The sequence below is a fragment of the Nocardiopsis sp. iso_237 genome (assembly GCF_056173345.1).
The window spans coordinates 1,423,163-1,439,371 of record NZ_CM149669.1 but is presented as its reverse complement, the minus strand read 5'-3'; the positions used below and the strand labels follow the sequence as shown (position 1 = coordinate 1,439,371).

Below are 16,209 nucleotides of genomic sequence, written 5' to 3'. Positions count from 1 at the left end.
GTCAGGGCACCTGGTACACGGTGTCCCGGATGTCGGTGACGGCCATGTGGCCGGGGGCGTGTCCGATGGCGAACTCGGGGGCGGACGCCGTCACCGCCGCCTGCGGGGTGACGCCGCAGGCCCAGAAGACCGGAACCTCGCCCTCGCGGACCTCCACGGGGTCGCCGTAGTCCGGCCGGTCCAGGTCGGTGATCCCCAGCGCGGCGGGATCGCCCACGTGGACCGGCGCCCCGTGTACGGCCGGGTAGCGGGAGGTGATCCGGACGGCGTCCGCGACCCGCCCGGCCGGGATCGGTCGCATGGACACCACGAGCGGCCCCGAGAGGCGGCCCGCCGGTCGGCACTCCCGGTTGGTCCGGTACATGGCGACGTTGCCGCCGGTCTCGATGTGGCGGACCGGCACCCCCGCCTCCAGCAGCGGGGTCTCGAAGGTGAAGCTGCACCCGATCAGGAAGGACACCAGGTCCTCGCACCACAGGTCGGTGACGTCGGTGCGTTCCTCCACGAACACGCCGTCGCGGTACACGCGGTAGGCGGGCAGGTCCGTGCGCAGATCGCCGTCGAACACCGAGGCCGACACCTCGCCCGGCTCGGTCACGTCGAGGACCGGGCAGGCCTTGGGGTTGCGCTGGGCGAACAGCAGGAAGTCGAACGCGAGGTCACGCGGGAGCGAGATCAGGTTGGCCTGCGCGTACCCGGGGCTGTAGCCGGAGGTGGGCACGCGCAGTCCCCGCCGGAACAGGGCCCTGGCCTGGGCGGGAGAGAGGTCGGCCGGGGACGGCCCGTCGGTGCTGTGGTCGGGTTCGGGGTTCATCGGTTCCGGGCCTCTCTCTTGGCGGTTCACGGGACGAAGCGGATCCGGGTGCCGGGGCGGGCCTGGGCGGCCTTGGGCAGGTCGGTGGAGCGCACCACCGCGATCACCGGGTAGCCGCCGGTCACGGGGTGGTCGGCGAGGAACAGCACCGGTTCACCGCCCGGAGGCACCTGGAGTGACCCGGCGACCATGCCCTCGCTGGGCAGCTCGCCCTCCCGGGAGCGTTCCAGGACCGGCCCGGCGAGCCTGGCGCCGACCCGGTCGCTGCGGGAGGTCACCTCGTACTCGCCGGAGGACAGGGCCGCGACGGCCCGCTCGGTGAACCAGTCCTCGCGCGGTCCGAGATCGACCCGCAGGTCCACGAGGTCCGCGCCGACCGCCCGGACCGGGGCGTGGTCCAGGTGGGGCAGGGCGGCGGGGGCGGGACCGACCGGCAGCAGGTCGCCGACGACGGGGACCTCGGGGCCCAGCCCGGCGAGCACGTCGGTGCTGCGCGAGCCGAGGACGGGCGCGACCGCCACTCCCCCGCGCACGGCGAGGTAGGACCGCAGGCCCCGGGCGGGGACGCCCAGGGTGAGTTCGGCCCCGTCCGGCAGGTGCAGCACCTCGTTGACGGCCGCGCCGCGCCCGTCCACCCGGACCGGGGCCTCGGCGCCGGTCACCGCGACCGTGACGGGTCCACGGGCACGGACCCGCAGACCGCCCAGGGTGACCTCCAGGGCGGCGGCGCCCTCGGGGTTGGCCAGGAGCCGGTTGCCGAGGGCGTAGGAGTCGGCGTCGGCGGCGCCGGAGCGTCCGACGCCCAGGGCGGCGTGCCCGAAGCGGCCCGCGTCCTGGACGGTGGTCATCGGTCCCGTCGCCAGGACCTCCAGCGCGGTCACGAGACCTCCTCGAAGCGCACGCGGACCCCGGGGCGCAGCAGGCCGGGCGGGTCGCGGTCCAGGTCCCAGACCACGGCGTCGGTCCGGCCGAGCAGCTGCCATCCGCCGGGGGAGCTGCGCGGGTACACACCGGTGAACTCCCCGGCGAGCGCCACGGAGCCCTTGGGGACCCGGGTGCGCGCCTCCCCTCGGCGGGGCACGTGCAGGCGGGGGTCGTCACCGACCATGTAGCCGAAGCCGGGGGCGAACCCGCAGAACGCGACGGTCCACGTGGCGGCGGTGTGGGCCCGCACCACCTCTCGCGGGCTGAGGCCGGTGAGCCCGGCGATGTCGTCGAGGTCCTGGCCGTCGTAGTGGACCGGGATGGTCACGGTCTCCCCCACGCTCCGGCTGGCCTCCGAGGTCAGGGGCAGCTCGGTGACGGCCTCCGCGACCCGTGCCGGGTCGGTGCCGGGTTCCAGCCGCAGCAGGACGGTTCGGGCGGCCGGGACGACGTCGGAGACGCCGGGCAGCGGGGCGGCCTCCAGGGCCGCGCCCAGGGCGATGACCTGGGAGAGGTCGGTGACCTCCACCAGGACCCCCGTGTCTGCGCACTTCAGGACGCGCAAGGACGACTCCAAATCGGGACGGTCAGGCGGACGGGTCGGTGCCGGTGAAGGGCGCGATGGTGACGCCCTCGGCGCGCAGCAGGTCGGCCACGGCACGGGCGATGTCCACCGCTCCGGGGCTGTCGCCGTGCACGCACAGCGAGTCGGCGCGGACGAGTATCTCGGTGCCGTCCACGGCCTCGATGGGTTCGCCCCGGGCGATGCGCAGGCAGCGGGCGGCGATGGCCTCGGGGTCGTGCAGGACGGCGCCGGGTTCGCGGCGCGAGACGAGGGTCCCGCCCGGCGTGTACGCGCGGTCGGCGAAGGCCTCACGGTAGGTGCGCAGGCCCGCCTTGTCGGCCTGGTGCAGGAAGCTCGACCCGGGCAGTCCGAGGACGGGCAGGTCCGGGTCGAAGGCTCGGACGGCCGCGACGACCGCGGCCGCCTGTTCCTCGTGGTGGACGATCGCGTTGTACAGGGCCCCGTGCGGCTTGACGTAGCGGACGCGGTCGCCGGTCAGCGCGGTGAAGGCCGACAGGGCGCCGAGCTGGTACAGGACCTCGTCGGTGAGCTCGGCGGGCGGTACGTCCACGAAGCGGCGGCCGAACCCGGCCAGGTCCCGGTAGGCCACGTGCCCGCCGACGGCGACCCCGCGCGCGGCCGCCTCGGCCGTGGTGCGGCGCAGGACCGACGGGTCACCGGCGTGGAAGCCGCAGGCCACGTTGGCACTGGTCACGATGGAGAGCAGGGTCTGGTCGTCACCGAGCTCCCAGCGGCCGAAGCTCTCACCGAGGTCGGAGTTGAGGTCGATACGCACGTGGGTCCTCCTAGTTCTCGTACCCCCGGGCGGCGCCGCCACGCCGGGGTGGTGGCGCCACCGGTGCGGGTGGTGGTCCGGCCCGGGGCGGTGACCGCCGCCCCGGGGCCGTTCGCTACTGCCAGAGCGCGGCGATGCCGCTCAGCGACCCGATCGCCATGTAGACGGTGAGCAGCCAGGCGGCGACGCCGATGACCAGCAGCCAGCGCGGGTAACGGTAGCCGTGCAGCAGGGTCTTCGAGTGCCGCGCGGCCACCCACAGGAGCAGGCCGAGACCCACCGGCAGGATGACGCCGTTGAGGGCGCCGGCCATGACCAGAAGGGTGCCCGGCGCCTGTCCGGAGACCAGGTAGATCGCCAGGGAGACACCGATGAACCCGGTGACCAGCTTGCCCTTGTGCCGCTCCAGCCACGGGGAGAACGTGGTGACGAAGGAGATGGAGGTGTAGGAGGCGCCGATCACGGAGCTGACGGCCGCCGCCCACATGATCATGCCGAACAGCCGCATACCGACCTCTCCGGCGGCCTGGTAGAAGGCCTCCGCCGGCGGGTTGGGGGCGTCCATGATGGAGACCCCGCCGACGACCACGCCGAGGATGGCGAGGAAGAGCAGGACCCGCATGAGGCCGGTGACGATGATGCCGGTGACGGAGGTCTGGGTGATGGCGGCGACGTTCTCCCGGCCGCCCATGCCGTTCTCGATGAGCCGGTGGGCGCCCGCGTAGGTGATGTAGCCGCCCACGGTGCCGCCGATGATGGTGATGGTGGCGAGGAAGAGGTCGCTGCTGGCCGCCTCGGGCAGCACCGACTGGCGCAGGGCTTCACCCACCGGCGGGCTGGACACGACCGCGACGTAGGCGGTGAGGGCGATCATCATGACGCCGAGGACCACGAGGATGCGGTCCAGGGCCACGCCCAGCCTCTTGACGGCCAGGATGACGATCGCGACGAGGGCCGAGATCACCGCGCCCAGGCGCGGGTCGAGGCCGATCATCGCGTCGAGGCCGAGGCCGGTGCCGGCGATGTTGCCGACGTTGAAGATCAGGCCGCCGAAGACGATGAGGACGGCGAGCAGGTAGCCCGCTCCCGGAAGCACCTTGTTGGCCAGGTCCTGGGCCCGCATGTTGGAGACGCCGATGACGCGCCAGATGTTCAGCTGCACGGCGATGTCGACCAGGATCGACACGAGGATCGCGAAGGCGAACGCGGCACCGAGCTGAGCGGTGAAGGTCGTGGTCTGGGTGATGAACCCGGGACCGATGGCGCTGGTGGCCATCAGGAACATGGCTCCGAGGAGACCGCTGCTCAGGGTGACTCTGCCAAGCCGCAGACGCACCTTCTGGTCTGGTGCGGGGGGCGCTTCGCCCATGGCTGACTCTCCAGGTGTACGGGAGTGGTGTGACGCCAACCTCATTGTTGGATTGTTGAACAATACTCCAATCCTTTGCCCCAAGTAAGGCACGGTTAAGTAAAATCGCGGACCCCCGGTACGTAACATTGGTGGGACCACCCCGTCTCCGGTGTGGGCGCACGAGACAGGCGGAGGGCTCACGTGACGGCGACCGAGGACCACATCGACCGGCTGCCCGCGCCCGCCCTGGCCCGGCTGACCAGCCAGGCCGAACGCGTCGCCGAACTCCTGCGCACCTTCGTCATCGACGGCCAGCTGACCCCCGGCGTGCGCCTGTCCGAGGAGAAGCTCAGCCGCAAGTACGAGGTCTCCCGCAACACCCTGCGCGAGGCCTTCCGCCTCCTCAGCCGTGAACGCCTGCTGGTCCACCACATGCACCGCGGGGTGTTCGTCAGCCGCCCCACCAGTGACGACGTGCGCGACCTGTTCAGCGCCCGCCGCTCCCTGGAACTTCCCGCCGTGCGCGGCGCGGCCGACGCCCCGGAGGACCTGGTCCGCGCCGTGGGCGGCGCCGTCGACGAGGGCGAGCAGGCCCGCGCCCAGGAGGACTGGTGGCGGATGGGCAGCGCGAACATGCGCTTCCACGAGGCGCTGGCGGCCCTGTCCGGCAGCGCCCGGGTCAACGAGTTCATGCGCCAGGTCCTGGCCGAGACCCGCCTGGTCTTCCACGTGATGGCCGCGCCCCGCGAGTTCCACGACCCCTACCTCAAGTGGAACCGGCGCATCCACCAGGAGCTGGCCCGTGGCGACGCCGACGCCGCCGCCGCCGAGCTCGGCGCCTACCTCGACACCTCCGAACGGCAGCTCGTGACCGCGTTCACCGAGATGGAGGCGGGTTCCCGGAGCCCGAACCCACCGGCCTGACCGCCGCGCCGAGCCTCGGGAACCACCCCTGCCAGAGGTCCCGAAGTGCCAGAATGGTGCCCGTAATGGAACTGAACGGACGCCCCGTCAGCACGGGAGAACTCTCAGGCCTCGCTCTGTACGGTTACGGGCACTTCACGACCATGCTCGTCACCGACCTGCGCGTGCGCGGCCTCGACCTGCACATGGAACGGCTCACCCGGGACTGTTCGGCCCTGTTCGGCGCCGAACTCGACGTCCCGCGCGTACGCGAGCTCGCCCGGCGCTCCGCCCGGGCGCACCCGTCGCCGTGCGTGGTGCGGGTGACCGTCCACGACCCCGAGTTCGACCTCGGCCGTCCCTCGGCGCGGTCCCTGCCGCAGATCCTGGTCACGACCCGACCCGCCCCGGCGTCCGACCCGCCCCCGGTCCACCTCGGCACCCGCGAGTTCACGCGGGACGCCCCGACCATCAAGGGCACCGGCCTGTTCGGGGCGATCCGCCAACGGCGCGCCGCCCAGTTGGACGGGCTCGACGACGCCCTGTTCATGGGGGTGGACGGACGCGTCTCCGAGGGCCCCACCTGGAACATCGGCTTCCTGGACGGCGAGGGGCTGGTCTGGCCCCAGGCGCCGTGCCTGGAGGGGGTCACCGCACGCCTGGTCGACCGGGTCACCGGAGCGCTCGGGGTCCCGGTCTCCACCCGCCCCCTGGCCGCCGTCGCGGCGACCAGGATGGCGGGCGCCTTCGTCACCAACGCCGCCACCGGGGTGCGCCCGGTGGCCTCGATCGACGGGGTGGACCTGCCCCGCCCCGACCTCGCGGACAGGATCTCCCGGGCCTACCGGGAACTCCCCGGCGACCCGCTCTAGCGGATCCGGGCCGCGCGTCCGGGCCACCACAGGCGCGGGCCCGCGTCCAACGCGAGGGCGGGCACGAGCAGCGTCCGCACCAGCAGCGCGTCCACCAGAACGCCGAAGGCGACCAGGAACGCCAGCTGCAACAGGAACAGCAGCGGGATCACGGCCAGCGCGGCGAAGGTGGCCGCCAGCACCACCCCGGCCGAGGTGATCACCCCTCCGGTCACCGTGAGCGCCCGCAGGACCCCCTCCTGGTGCCCGTGCGCGAGGGTCTCCTCACGGGCACGGGACATCAGGAAGATGCTGTAGTCGATCCCCAGCGCCACCAGGAAGACGAAGGCGAAGAGCGGCACCACCGGATCCGCCCCGGGCAGACCGAGGACGTGGTCGAACACGAGGGTTCCCACACCCAGGGCGGCGGCGAACGAGAGGACGTTGGCGGTCATCAGGAGCAGCGGGGCCACCAGCGACCGCAGCAGCGGGATCAGCACCAGGAAGACCACCAGCGTCACCAGCGGGACCACCACCACGAAGTCCCGCTGCGCGGTCTCCAGGGTGTCGAGGTCCGTGGCGCTCACCCCGCCCACCAGCGCGTCGGCCCCCTCGACCGCGTCCAGTTCGGCGCGCAGGTCGCGAACGGCCTCCACCGCCTCCGGGGACTCCGGGTCGGCGGAGAGCACCACCTCGACCAGGACCCGGCCGTCCTCGACCAGCGGCGGGGCCTCCGCCCCGGGCGGGCCGGGCTCGGTGGCCGGGGCCGCCGTCTCCACCTGCGGCACCCGCTCGGCGGCCGCCACCACCTCGTCCAGGTGGTCCTCCCCGGCTACCACGAGGGCGGGCGCGACGCTGGAGTCGGCCCCGAACCCCCGGGCCAGGGTCTCCTGCCCGTCCACGGCCTCGACCTCGGTGCGGAAGACCTCCGACTGGCCGGTGCCCTGAGCGCTGAACTGCGGTGCGAACACGGCGGCCGCGAGCAGCAGGGCCGCGGTGCCCAACCAGTAGGCGCGCGGTCGGCGGGAGACCGCGGCGGCGATCCGCCCCCAGAACGGGTGCTGGCTCAGGACCTCGCCGGTGGTGTTCCCGGCCGCCTCCCGGGCACGGTGCGGGGCGGTCGGCCAGAAGGCGGCGCGGCCGCACAGCGCGAGGGCGGCGGGAAGGAAGGTCATGGCGGCGAGCATCGCGGCGGCGACCCCGAGCGCGACCACCGGGCCGAGGCTGCGGGTGGAGGCCAGGTCGGCGGCGAGCAGGCAGAGCACGCCGAGGATCACGGTCCCCCCTGAGGCCAGGACCGGACCGGTCACCCCCCGCACCGCCGCGAGCACGGCCTCGGGGATCCGCTCGTGGGCGGCCAGTTCCTCGCGGTAGCGGGCGACGAGCAGCAGCGCGTAGTCCGTGCAGGCGCCCACCACCAGGATGAACAGGATGCCCTGGCTCTGGCCGTTGAGGCTGACCAGACCGGCGTCGGCGGCCGCGTAGACCAGGGCGCCGGACAGTCCGAGGGCCAGGAGCGAGGCGACGATCACCAGGACCGGGAGCAGGGGCGACCGGTAGACGGCGACCAGGATGACCAGGACCGCGACGACCGCCACGACAAGCAGCGTCGAGTCGATGCCGCCGAAGGCCGCGACGAGGTCGGCCGCGTAGCCGGCGGGCCCGGTGACCTGGGCCTGGACCCCCGAGACGGAGTGGTCGGCCAGGAGTTCCCGGAGTTCGGCCACGGAGTCGCCGGTGTCGTTCTCCGAGCCGATCGGGACGACGAGTTGGGCGACGGAGGGGTCCTCGGTGCCGGGCACGGGGCCGACGACCTCGCCGGAGACCCAGGGCCGGTCACCGATCCGCTCCGCCAGAGCGCCCGCCTCGGTCAGCTGGTCCCCGGTGAGCTCCTGGTCGGCGGACAGGACGACGATCGCCGGGACGGTGTCGCCGCGGTCGAACCCCTCGGCCAGCTCACCGGCCTCGGTGGACTCGGCGCCGACCGGCAGGAAGGCGCCGGGGTCGTTGGTCTGCACCTCGCCGAGTCGGCCGAGGAAGGCGCCGAGCGGGCCCGCTCCGAGCAGCCACACCAGGCTGACCAGCAGTGCGGCGCCGACCCACCATCGGGATCGTCCGGCCGGGGGTGCGTTTCGTGTCGGCAACGTGGGAATTCCTTCCGAGCCCGCGTCCAGTGGACCGCGCGGCCCAAGCTCCGCCGAAAAGACTCGGAAACCAAGTCTCTCGGATTCCTAGCTAATTCTTCCCACAAGGTAGCGCACCTCGGCGGTGGTCCCGCATCGGGGGCTCAGGTCCCGGCCGTCACCCCGGCGTCCTCCTCCGCCCGGGCCGCGATGTTGCTCGCCATCGAGCCGAACACGATCCCGTGGAAGGGCGTGACCGCCTTCCAGTACAGGTGGCCCGCCAGCCCCCTCGGGTGGAACAGCGCCCGCTGGCAGTAGACCGTGCGCCCCTCCAGGCGCGCCACACGCAGTTCCAGCCAGGCCGGGCCGGGCAGGCGCATCTCCGCCCGCAGCCGCAGCAGTTCACCCGGGACGATCTCCTCCACCCGCCAGAAGTCCAGCGAGTCCCCCACCCGCAGGCGCTCGGGGTCGCGGCGCCCGCGCCGGGGCCCCACCCCGCCCACCGCGAGGTCGATCCAGCCTCGGGCGGCCCAGGCCAGTGGCCACGAGTACCAGCCCCGGTCGCCGCCGATCCCCTCGATCACCCGCCACAGGCTCTCCGGTGAGCCGTCCACGTACCGGGCCCGCCGGTCGGTGTACAGACTGCCCCCCGCCCAGTCGGGGTCGGTGGGCAACGGGTCGGAGGGAGCACTGGGCCAGGCGGCCGAGGACCAGCGCGTGTCGACGCGGTCCTCGTCGATCCGCCGCAGCGCCAGGCGCACCGCCTCGTCGAACCCGATCCGCCGTTCGTCCGGCAGCGCACGCGCCAGGTCGTCCTCCCCCATCACCGCGTCGTGCCGCAGCGACTCCACCAGCGGCCGGGCCACCGAGGGGGGCACCGGCGTGATGAGGCCGACCCACAGGCTCGACAGCCCCGGGGACAGCACCGGAACCGGGACGATCAGCCGTTTGGCCAGCCCCGCCACGGCGGCGAACCGCTGGATCATCTCGGCGTAACTGAGGACCTCGGGCCCGCCGATGTCGAAGGTGCGGTTGGTCCCCTCGGGGAGCTCGTCCGCGCGCACCAGCAGGCGGAGCACGTCCCGCACCGCGATCGGCTGCACCCGGCTGCGCACCCACCGGGGCGTGGTCATCGCCGGAAGCCGTTCCGTCAGGTGGCGCAGCATCTCGAAGGAGGCCGATCCCGACCCCAGGATGACGGCGGCCCGCAGCACCACCGCCGGGGTCGGCGCCTCCAGCAGGAGACGCCCGACCTCCTCGCGCGACGCCATGTGCTCCGACAGTTCCGTGCCCTCGGGGGCCAGACCCCCGAGGTAGACGATCCGGCCCGTCTCCGCCGTCCCCGCCGCCTCCGCGAACCGGCGCGCCCCCTCGGCGTCGGTACGCACGAAGTCGCGGCCGCCGCTCATGGAGTGCACCAGGTAGTAGGCCACGTCCACACCGGCGAGCGCCTCCGCCAGGCCCTCCCCGGAGACCACGTCGCCCCGGACCACCTCCACGCGGTCGCGCCAGGGGTGGTCACGCAGTTTCTCCGGTGTGCGGGCCAGGCAGCGGACCCGGTACCCGGCGGCCAGCAGTTCGGGGACGAGCCGTCCCCCGATGTACCCGCTGGCCCCGGTCACCAGGGCCAGCCGTCCCGTGGGCGCGCTCATCCCCGCGTCTCCTCGGTGCTGTCCTCGCGCTCACGGGCCGATCGCGGTCCGGGCACGCCGTGGGTACCGCTCCGCGCCGGGGCGGCGCCCCCGTCCTCCCCGGCCGCGCCCTCACCGGACGCGCCCTCCTCCGGGTGGCGGTACCGCCGGAACGGGTTGTCCTCCGGGAGGTTCCCGGTGAACCGGCCGTACATGCCGAAGGTGATCAGGACCAGGCCCACCACGTAACTGAAGATCACGTTGGGCACGCTGAAGGCCAGGATGTTGAAGTCGGTGCTCATGAGGATCAGGTTCACCAGGCCGCTCACCAGGAAGGCCCCGCCGACCGTGACGCACACCGTCGACGCGAACTTGCCCCCCAGGATCGCCGCGCCCACCAGCAGCGAACCGATCGCGATGGACAGGAAGCTCAGGGCGCCGTTCGTGGACAGCCCCGCGACCACCTCGCCCCGGGTGTCGAACAACGGAAGTCTGGTCATCATGCCCGCGCTGCCGAAGCCCACCAGGACGAGCCCGGTGAGCCCGGCCCCGATCCGGTAGACGTGGTCCAACCGCCGGTCCGCCCGGCGCGAGGTGTCCAGATCCATGTCGTCGCCCCTTTCGGTGCTCTCAGGTTCTAGAGTCGGAGGTCAGCGACTCGCGTCACAAGTCGCACCGCTTTCGCAACGTGTTGGGGTGCCATGACCGACGCACTCGGCCCGGGGGCCGCGGCCCGCCTCCTCGGGGTCGCGCCGACCACCCTGCGCAGTTGGGACCGGCGCTACGGGATCGGTCCGCGTGAGCGCAGCCCGGGCGGGCACCGACGGTACTCACCGGCGGACATCGCCCGGCTCCGCGCCCTGTGCCACCTGGTCGGTGAGGGCGTGCCCTCGGCCGAGGCCGCCCGGCGGGTCCTCTCCACGGACCCCGCCGCCCCCGTTCCGGGGCCGCGTGCCCCCGCACCGGACCCCGTTCCACGGCCTACCGACGCCGTACCCACGCGCGGACGCGAGCACACCCCGACCCTCCGGGGCGTGGCCCGGGCCGCCATGCGCATGGACTCCGACCTGGTGGAACACCTGCTCCAGACGGCCGTGGAGCGCTACGGGACCGTCGCCGCCTGGGAGGACCTGGCGATGCCCCTGCTGTACGGCATGGGCCGCCGGTGGGAGGACACACGGCGCTACGTGGAGGTGGAGCACCTGCTCTCGTGGAGCGTGTCCTCGGTGCTGCGCCGTGTGCCGCCCCCGCCCGCGCGCCCCGGACCGCGCGTCCGTCCCGTGGTCCTGGCCTGCGTGCCCCACGAGATGCACAGCCTGCCGGTGGAGGCGCTGGCCGCGTCCCTGCGCGAGGCGGGACTGGCCCACCGTGTCCTGGGGCCCTGCACGCCGACCGACGCCACCGTCCGCACGGTCGCCCGGATCGGCCCGCGCGCGGTGGTCCTGTGGTGTCACACGGGCGGCGAGCACGACACGGAGACGCTGGTGGCGACGGCCCGCGCCACGGTCTCCGCACCCGAGCGCACCGCCCTCTACACGGCCGGACCCGGCTGGCGCGACGTCGGGGACGCGCTGCGGCTCGCGGACGGGCACCTGGGGTCCCTGGCCGAGAGCGTGCGGACACTCAGCGGTTGACCCCCCGGCGCCGCCGCGGCGGCGCCCCGCGCGCCGGGGCCGGGACCGCCGAGCGCAGCGAGTGCCAGAGGTGGTCGGCCGTGCTCAGGGACATCGCGGCGACCGGCGTGGTCAGCCCCATCACGAACTCGCGACCCGGGCGCGAGTCCCCGTCCAGGAAGGCGAGCACGTCCCCGAGGCGGTTGGCGGCGAAGAGCCGGGTGAAGAAGTCCGCGCCCGACACCCTGCCGCTGTCCAGGGCCCGGAGCATGACGGCGTCCATGGCCAGGTGCCTGGGGCGGTGCGGGACCGGGGGGACCGGGACCCGGCCCCGTTCCAGCGCCCGCGCGATCGCGGCGGTCTGGCGGGCCGTGCCGCTGAAGGTGTACCCGGTCGAGGGCCGGGTGGCGCCCCCGGCCGTACCGACCCGGAACAGCCGCCGACCCACCCTGGTGGGCAGGCGCGCGTCGGTCATCGGGATGGCCCCCTGTTCGGAGGCCGTGACCTCGAAGCCGTGCAGCCCGCTCCGCTCGCAGTAGTCCGTGAGGGCGCGCTCGTACTCGGCGGTGGTGAGCGCGGCCCGGCCGAACTCGGTGTACTCGACCAGGGCCGTGCGACGGGACAGCGGGAGCACGTAGCCGAAGGCGACACCGTGTTCGGGCTGGGGCGGGCGCAGGTCCATGAGCACCGCGGCGGCGGGGTCGAAGGCGTCGTCGGGCATGCGGACGAACCACCCCCGGAAGTGCTGGAGCAGACGGGTGCGTCCCCCGGAGGGCGGACCGGGGGGCCGTGAGTCGAAGACCCAGCGGGCGGTGAGGCGCAGGTCCTCCCCCTCCGGCGTGAGCGTCCGGACGGTGGCGCGCGCGGGTCCGTCCTCCGTGTCCCGTACGTACAGCGGCAGGAACTCGACCCCCTCACCCGCCGACGCGCGCACGTGCGCGTCCACGTCCGTGGAACGCAGCATCTTGTAGGCGTACGGCCCCGCCGGGGAGCGGTGTTCCCCTCCGTCCGGGCCGATGACCGACAGGTCCTCCCACGAGGCGGCGAGCAGGTGGTCCCAGGGGCCCGGACCGGACTCCCAGAAGCACCAGGTCCGAGGGGGCGGTGTGTGCGGGCCGGGTGGAGGCTCCAGGACCGCCGTTCTGAGCGGTGGGTCGCGCCGATCGTTGATTTGCCCGATGCGATGGGCCAGGGTGAGCCCTGCGGCCCCCGCTCCGATGATCACCACGTCGTAGTCGGCCATCGTCCCAGCATGGCCCCTGCGGCGGTCGAAGTCCCCCGTCCACCCCGACCGTCTCCGGAGGACCGATGACCACCCCGACCGAGCGGATGAAGACCGCCGCCGTGACCGACGAGTTCGACCACGCCGCACCGGCCTACGACTCCCTGGTCGCGTCCAGTCCCGGCTACCACCGGGACCTGCGCACGTCCGCGCGTCGACTCTTCCTGCCGGACCGGGGCGCGGGTCAGGTGCTGGTCGACCTCGGCTGCGGCACGGGGGCCTCGACCGCCGCCCTCGCACGCGAGTACCCCATGGCCCGGATCGTGGGCGTGGACTCCTCGGAGGGCATGCTGCGCGAGGCGGAGGCCAAGGGCTGGCCGAGCGGCGTCGGTTTCCACCTGGCGCGCGCCCAGGACCTCACGCCGGAGTGGGCCGAGGAGGTGGTCGGCGGACCGGCCGACGCGGTGTTCGCCTCCTACCTGGTGCGCAACGTCCCCGATCCGGACGCCTTCCTGGCGGGGGTGCGCGCGCTGCTGCGTCCCGGCGGGCGGCTGGCCCTGCACGAGTACTCCGTGGCGGACTCCGTCTCCGCCCGCGCGGTGTGGAGCGCGGTGTGCTGGGGCGTGGTGATCCCCGCGGGCCGGGCCCTGACCGGCCGGGACGACCTCTTCCGTTACCTCTGGCGGAGCGTCCTGGACTTCGACGGCCGCGGCGCCCTGCTGGACCGTATGCGGGCGGCGGGGCTGGGGTCGGTGGCCAGCGCGCCGATGCCGGGCTGGCGCTACGGGATCACGCACACCTTCGTCGGCGCCCGGCCGTGAACCCCGACGTGAACGACCCCCGGGCCGAGCGGATCGTCGCCCCCGCCCCGTCCGGGCGGCGCCCGGAGCACGCGCCCCGGGTCGCGGTGGTGGGCGGCGGCATCGCCGGTCTGGCGGCCGCGTGCGGTCTCGCCGAGCGCGGAGTGGACACCGTGGTGTTCGAGCGCGAGGAGGGTCTGGGCGGACGCCTTCGAGGGTGGGACACCACGCTGGCCGACGGCAGCACGGCGACCATGAGCCGCGGGTTCCACGCCTTCTTCCGCCAGTACTACAACCTGCGGGGGCTGATCCGGCGCGCGGACCCGGGCCTGGACTCGCTGGTGCCGCTGGCGGACTACCCGCTGGTGCACCGCTCCGGGGCCCGTGACCGCTTCTCGGGCCTTCCGACCACTCCGCCGTGGAACGCGTTCGCACTGGCGGTCTCGAGCCGGAGCTTCCCGGTCCCGGAACTGGCCGCGGTGAACCTCCCTGCGGTGCTCCAGCTACTGGACGTGGACGTCCCGGGGGTGCACGACCGCCTGGGGCACCGGAGCGCCCGGGAACTGCTGGAGGTCACCCGCTTTCCGCGCACCGCCCAGCACCTGGCCTTCGAGGTCTTCAGCCGGAGCTTCTTCGCCGCTCCCGAACGGCTCTCCGCCGCCGAGATGGCGGTCATGTTCCACGTCTACTTCCTGGGCTCCTCCGAGGGCCTGGTGTTCGACGTGCCGCGCTCGCCCTTCCCCCAGGCCCTGTGGAACCCCCTGGAGGGCTACCTGCGCCGGGCCGGGGTCGGGTTCCGGACGGGGGTCCGGGTCGGGCGGGTCACCCGCGGGGAGCACCTGCGCCACGCGGTCACCTGGCGCGACGCCGGTCGGACCCGCCCGGAGGAGTCCGAGGAGTTCGACGCGGTGGTACTGGCCACCGACCCGGGCGGGCTGCGCGCCCTGGTGGCCGCCTCCCCCGGACTCGGGACGGAAGCCTGGCGGGACCGGGTCGCGGGGATCGTCTCCGCTCCTCCGTTCCTGGTGTCCCGGTACTGGCTGGACCGTCCGGTGCGACCGCACCGGCAGGCGTTCCTGGCCACCGCCGGATATCCGACGCTCGACAACGTGAGCGTCCTGGACCGCTACGAGGACCAGGCACGCGCGTGGGCCGCGCGCACCGGAGGCTCCGTGGTGGAGCTGCACGCCTACGCGCTGCCCGAGGACCACGACCCCGACCTGGAGCGGAAGTCGCTCTGGGAGCAGGCGGCGGCGGTCTACCCGGAGCTGGCCCCGGCGCGCGCGGTGGACTCGCGGCACGAGCTGCGCGCGGACTGCGCGCTGTTCCCTCCCGGGGGCTACCGGGACCGCTGCGCGGTGACCACGCCGGACCCCACCCTGGTGGTCGCGGGCGACCACGTCCGCGTCGACCTGCCGGTCGCCCTCATGGAGGGAGCGGCCACCACGGGGCTGAGCGCCGCCAACGCGCTGCTGTCGCTCTGGGGGTCGACCGGGCACGACCTGTGGACCGTGCCCCGGCGAGGGCGGGGCCCGGTCCTGGCCGCGCTGGCGCGGTCCTTCCGTCAGCCCGGCCAGCGACCGGAGGTCCGCAGCAGGTAGCGGCGCTCGGCGTAGGCGAGGTCGTCCTTCCACAGACGGCGGGCCACCAGCCGCATCGCCGGACGCACCGCGCCCGCCGCGCGCCGGGCCAGGGCGAAGCCGGTGCGCCCGGAGACGGCCACGGTCGCCTCGATCACGGCGGTGCGCGGCACCCCGTCGCGGTCGGTGCCCAGCGGGGTGGCGTGGGTCTCCACCACGCTGCCCGTACCCTCCCCCTCGATGATGCGCATGACCACCGTGCGCGGTTCCGGGCAGGTGAACTCGGCCCGCACCGGAACGCCCCAGCGGCCCGCCACCCGGAACCCCAGATCCGCCACCAGCCGGTCGGGGTCGGGGTCCGCTCCCTCCGGGACCTCGGTGACCCTCAGGCCGACGAACGAGTAGGGGTGGAACCACGAACCGTGCCACGGGTCGAGCCGGTTGGCCACCACGTCCTCCGGTTCGCAGCGTCCGGCCAGACTCTCCACCGCCGCGATGCTCGCGTCGGCCCTCGGACGCTCCGGGACCACCGGCGCCTCCGTCGGCTCCTCGCCCCCGCACTCGTCCAGGCGGACCCACACGAGCACGCCGTCGTCGTGCACCGGGAACGGGCTCCAGCCGGGCATGCCCCCGGACCCCAGGGAGAGTCCGTGCCAGCGGCACACCAGGTTCCCCTCGGTCACCGCGCCCCGGCACAGGGGCGCCCCCAGGTGGGGGCAGGCGCCCGGGCCCGCGTGCGCGGCACCGTCCGGGGTGCGCCAGGCCACGAGTTCGGTTCCGGACACCACACGACCGAACGGGCGGTCCGTCCGGACCTCGGAGCTGGCGGCCAGCACGAACCAGTTCCCGGAGGGCCGGGCCAGGGCACGCTTGAGCGCTCCGCCGATGACGGAGGGCGAGGCCTCGCGCCAGGTCGGGTCCTGTCGCGCCCACACGCTCCTGGGCATGCGCCGCAGCGGCAGACGCCGGGGCTCGGGGTCGGGCAGTGTCATGGGACCTCCTCAACGGGCCTCTGGCGGCCCCTCCCGGCGCGGAG

15 protein-coding genes are annotated in these 16,209 nt (G+C 74.0%); 5 read left to right on the top strand and 10 right to left on the bottom strand.

Annotated features, from left to right (window positions below):
- Window position 1: 1 nt before the first annotated feature.
- The 5 genes from AC0VYM_RS06595 to AC0VYM_RS06575 all read right to left on the bottom strand — a co-directional run bounded on the left by AC0VYM_RS06595 (window position 2) and on the right by AC0VYM_RS06575 (window position 4,468).
- Window positions 2-814 carry a putative hydro-lyase gene (locus AC0VYM_RS06595; RefSeq protein WP_475460143.1) on the bottom strand — a complete coding sequence of 271 codons (813 nt, stop codon included), beginning with the start codon at window positions 812-814 and terminating at the stop codon, window positions 2-4.
- 26 nt (window positions 815-840) lie between these two features.
- Window positions 841-1,695, bottom strand: coding sequence for a 5-oxoprolinase subunit C family protein (locus tag AC0VYM_RS06590; RefSeq protein ID WP_475460141.1), 855 nt, complete (start codon window positions 1,693-1,695; stop codon window positions 841-843).
- Window positions 1,692-2,303, bottom strand: a complete 612-nt coding sequence (locus AC0VYM_RS06585) for a 5-oxoprolinase subunit B family protein (protein WP_475460139.1) — start codon at window positions 2,301-2,303, stop codon at window positions 1,692-1,694. Before AC0VYM_RS06585 ends, AC0VYM_RS06590 begins: the two co-directional genes overlap by 4 nt.
- A gap of 22 nt (window positions 2,304-2,325) precedes the next feature.
- A complete protein-coding gene (locus AC0VYM_RS06580) occupies window positions 2,326-3,099 on the bottom strand; it encodes a LamB/YcsF family protein (protein ID WP_475460136.1) in 774 nt (257 codons plus the stop codon).
- A gap of 115 nt (window positions 3,100-3,214) precedes the next feature.
- Window positions 3,215-4,468 carry an NRAMP family divalent metal transporter gene (locus tag AC0VYM_RS06575; RefSeq protein WP_475460133.1) on the bottom strand — a complete coding sequence of 418 codons (1,254 nt, stop codon included), beginning with the start codon at window positions 4,466-4,468 and terminating at the stop codon, window positions 3,215-3,217.
- A gap of 183 nt (window positions 4,469-4,651) precedes the next feature.
- Between AC0VYM_RS06575 and AC0VYM_RS06570 the strand changes: the two genes are divergently transcribed.
- Entirely contained in the window at window positions 4,652-5,374 is a 723-nt protein-coding gene (locus AC0VYM_RS06570) for a GntR family transcriptional regulator (RefSeq protein ID WP_475460130.1), read from the top strand.
- A gap of 65 nt (window positions 5,375-5,439) precedes the next feature.
- Entirely contained in the window at window positions 5,440-6,225 is a 786-nt protein-coding gene (locus AC0VYM_RS06565) for an aminotransferase class IV family protein (RefSeq protein WP_475460127.1), read from the top strand.
- Here the strand turns inward: AC0VYM_RS06565 and AC0VYM_RS06560 are convergent.
- The 3 genes from AC0VYM_RS06560 to AC0VYM_RS06550 form a co-directional block, all read right to left on the bottom strand.
- Window positions 6,222-8,348: an MMPL family transporter gene (locus tag AC0VYM_RS06560; RefSeq protein ID WP_475460125.1), complete on the bottom strand. Its 2,127-nt coding sequence runs from the start codon at window positions 8,346-8,348 to the stop codon at window positions 6,222-6,224. The genes AC0VYM_RS06565 and AC0VYM_RS06560 overlap by 4 nt on opposite strands.
- A 143-nt stretch (window positions 8,349-8,491) precedes the next feature.
- Complete coding sequence (locus tag AC0VYM_RS06555) at window positions 8,492-9,979, bottom strand: SDR family oxidoreductase (RefSeq protein ID WP_475460122.1); 1,488 nt, start codon at window positions 9,977-9,979, stop codon at window positions 8,492-8,494.
- Entirely contained in the window at window positions 9,976-10,566 is a 591-nt protein-coding gene (locus AC0VYM_RS06550) for a DUF4383 domain-containing protein (RefSeq protein ID WP_475460120.1), read from the bottom strand. Before AC0VYM_RS06550 ends, AC0VYM_RS06555 begins: the two co-directional genes overlap by 4 nt.
- Before the next feature lie 93 nt (window positions 10,567-10,659).
- On the opposite strand from AC0VYM_RS06550, the gene AC0VYM_RS06545 reads away from it, so the two are divergent.
- Entirely contained in the window at window positions 10,660-11,592 is a 933-nt protein-coding gene (locus tag AC0VYM_RS06545) for a MerR family transcriptional regulator (RefSeq protein ID WP_475460117.1), read from the top strand.
- On the opposite strand, the gene AC0VYM_RS06540 is transcribed toward AC0VYM_RS06545, so the two are convergent.
- Window positions 11,582-12,814 carry a lycopene cyclase family protein gene (locus AC0VYM_RS06540; RefSeq protein ID WP_475460115.1) on the bottom strand — a complete coding sequence of 411 codons (1,233 nt, stop codon included), beginning with the start codon at window positions 12,812-12,814 and terminating at the stop codon, window positions 11,582-11,584. The genes AC0VYM_RS06545 and AC0VYM_RS06540 overlap by 11 nt on opposite strands.
- Window positions 12,815-12,879: 65 nt before the next feature.
- Here AC0VYM_RS06540 and AC0VYM_RS06535 point away from each other — a divergent pair, with 65 nt between their 5' ends.
- A complete protein-coding gene (locus AC0VYM_RS06535; RefSeq protein ID WP_475460112.1) occupies window positions 12,880-13,614 on the top strand; it encodes a class I SAM-dependent methyltransferase in 735 nt (244 codons plus the stop codon).
- On the top strand, window positions 13,611-15,194 hold the full coding sequence (locus AC0VYM_RS06530; protein ID WP_475460110.1) for an FAD-dependent oxidoreductase: 1,584 nt from the start codon (window positions 13,611-13,613) through the stop codon (window positions 15,192-15,194). The genes AC0VYM_RS06535 and AC0VYM_RS06530 overlap by 4 nt, the downstream gene beginning before the upstream one ends.
- Here AC0VYM_RS06530 and AC0VYM_RS06525 read toward each other — a convergent pair.
- Window positions 15,158-16,165 (bottom strand): Rieske (2Fe-2S) protein, encoded by a 1,008-nt coding sequence (locus AC0VYM_RS06525; RefSeq protein WP_475460107.1) that lies wholly within the window; start codon window positions 16,163-16,165, stop codon window positions 15,158-15,160. The two genes, AC0VYM_RS06530 and AC0VYM_RS06525, sit on opposite strands and share 37 nt — an antisense overlap.
- Window positions 16,166-16,209: the final 44 nt, after the last annotated feature.

What these genes read in the sequence shown, in the direction of transcription:
- AC0VYM_RS06575 (WP_475460133.1), bottom strand. Translation starts at nt 4,468, where the DNA reads ATGGGCGAAGCGCCCCCCGCACCAGACCAGAAGGTGCGTCTGCGGCTT.
- AC0VYM_RS06545 (WP_475460117.1), top strand. Translation starts at nt 10,660, where the DNA reads ATGACCGACGCACTCGGCCCGGGGGCCGCGGCCCGCCTCCTCGGGGTC.
- AC0VYM_RS06565 (WP_475460127.1), top strand. Translation starts at nt 5,440, where the DNA reads ATGGAACTGAACGGACGCCCCGTCAGCACGGGAGAACTCTCAGGCCTC.
- AC0VYM_RS06540 (WP_475460115.1), bottom strand. Translation starts at nt 12,814, where the DNA reads ATGGCCGACTACGACGTGGTGATCATCGGAGCGGGGGCCGCAGGGCTC.
- AC0VYM_RS06555 (WP_475460122.1), bottom strand. Translation starts at nt 9,979, where the DNA reads ATGAGCGCGCCCACGGGACGGCTGGCCCTGGTGACCGGGGCCAGCGGG.
- AC0VYM_RS06550 (WP_475460120.1), bottom strand. Translation starts at nt 10,566, where the DNA reads ATGGATCTGGACACCTCGCGCCGGGCGGACCGGCGGTTGGACCACGTC.
- AC0VYM_RS06535 (WP_475460112.1), top strand. Translation starts at nt 12,880, where the DNA reads ATGACCACCCCGACCGAGCGGATGAAGACCGCCGCCGTGACCGACGAG.
- AC0VYM_RS06525 (WP_475460107.1), bottom strand. Translation starts at nt 16,165, where the DNA reads ATGACACTGCCCGACCCCGAGCCCCGGCGTCTGCCGCTGCGGCGCATG.
- AC0VYM_RS06595 (WP_475460143.1), bottom strand. Translation starts at nt 814, where the DNA reads ATGAACCCCGAACCCGACCACAGCACCGACGGGCCGTCCCCGGCCGAC.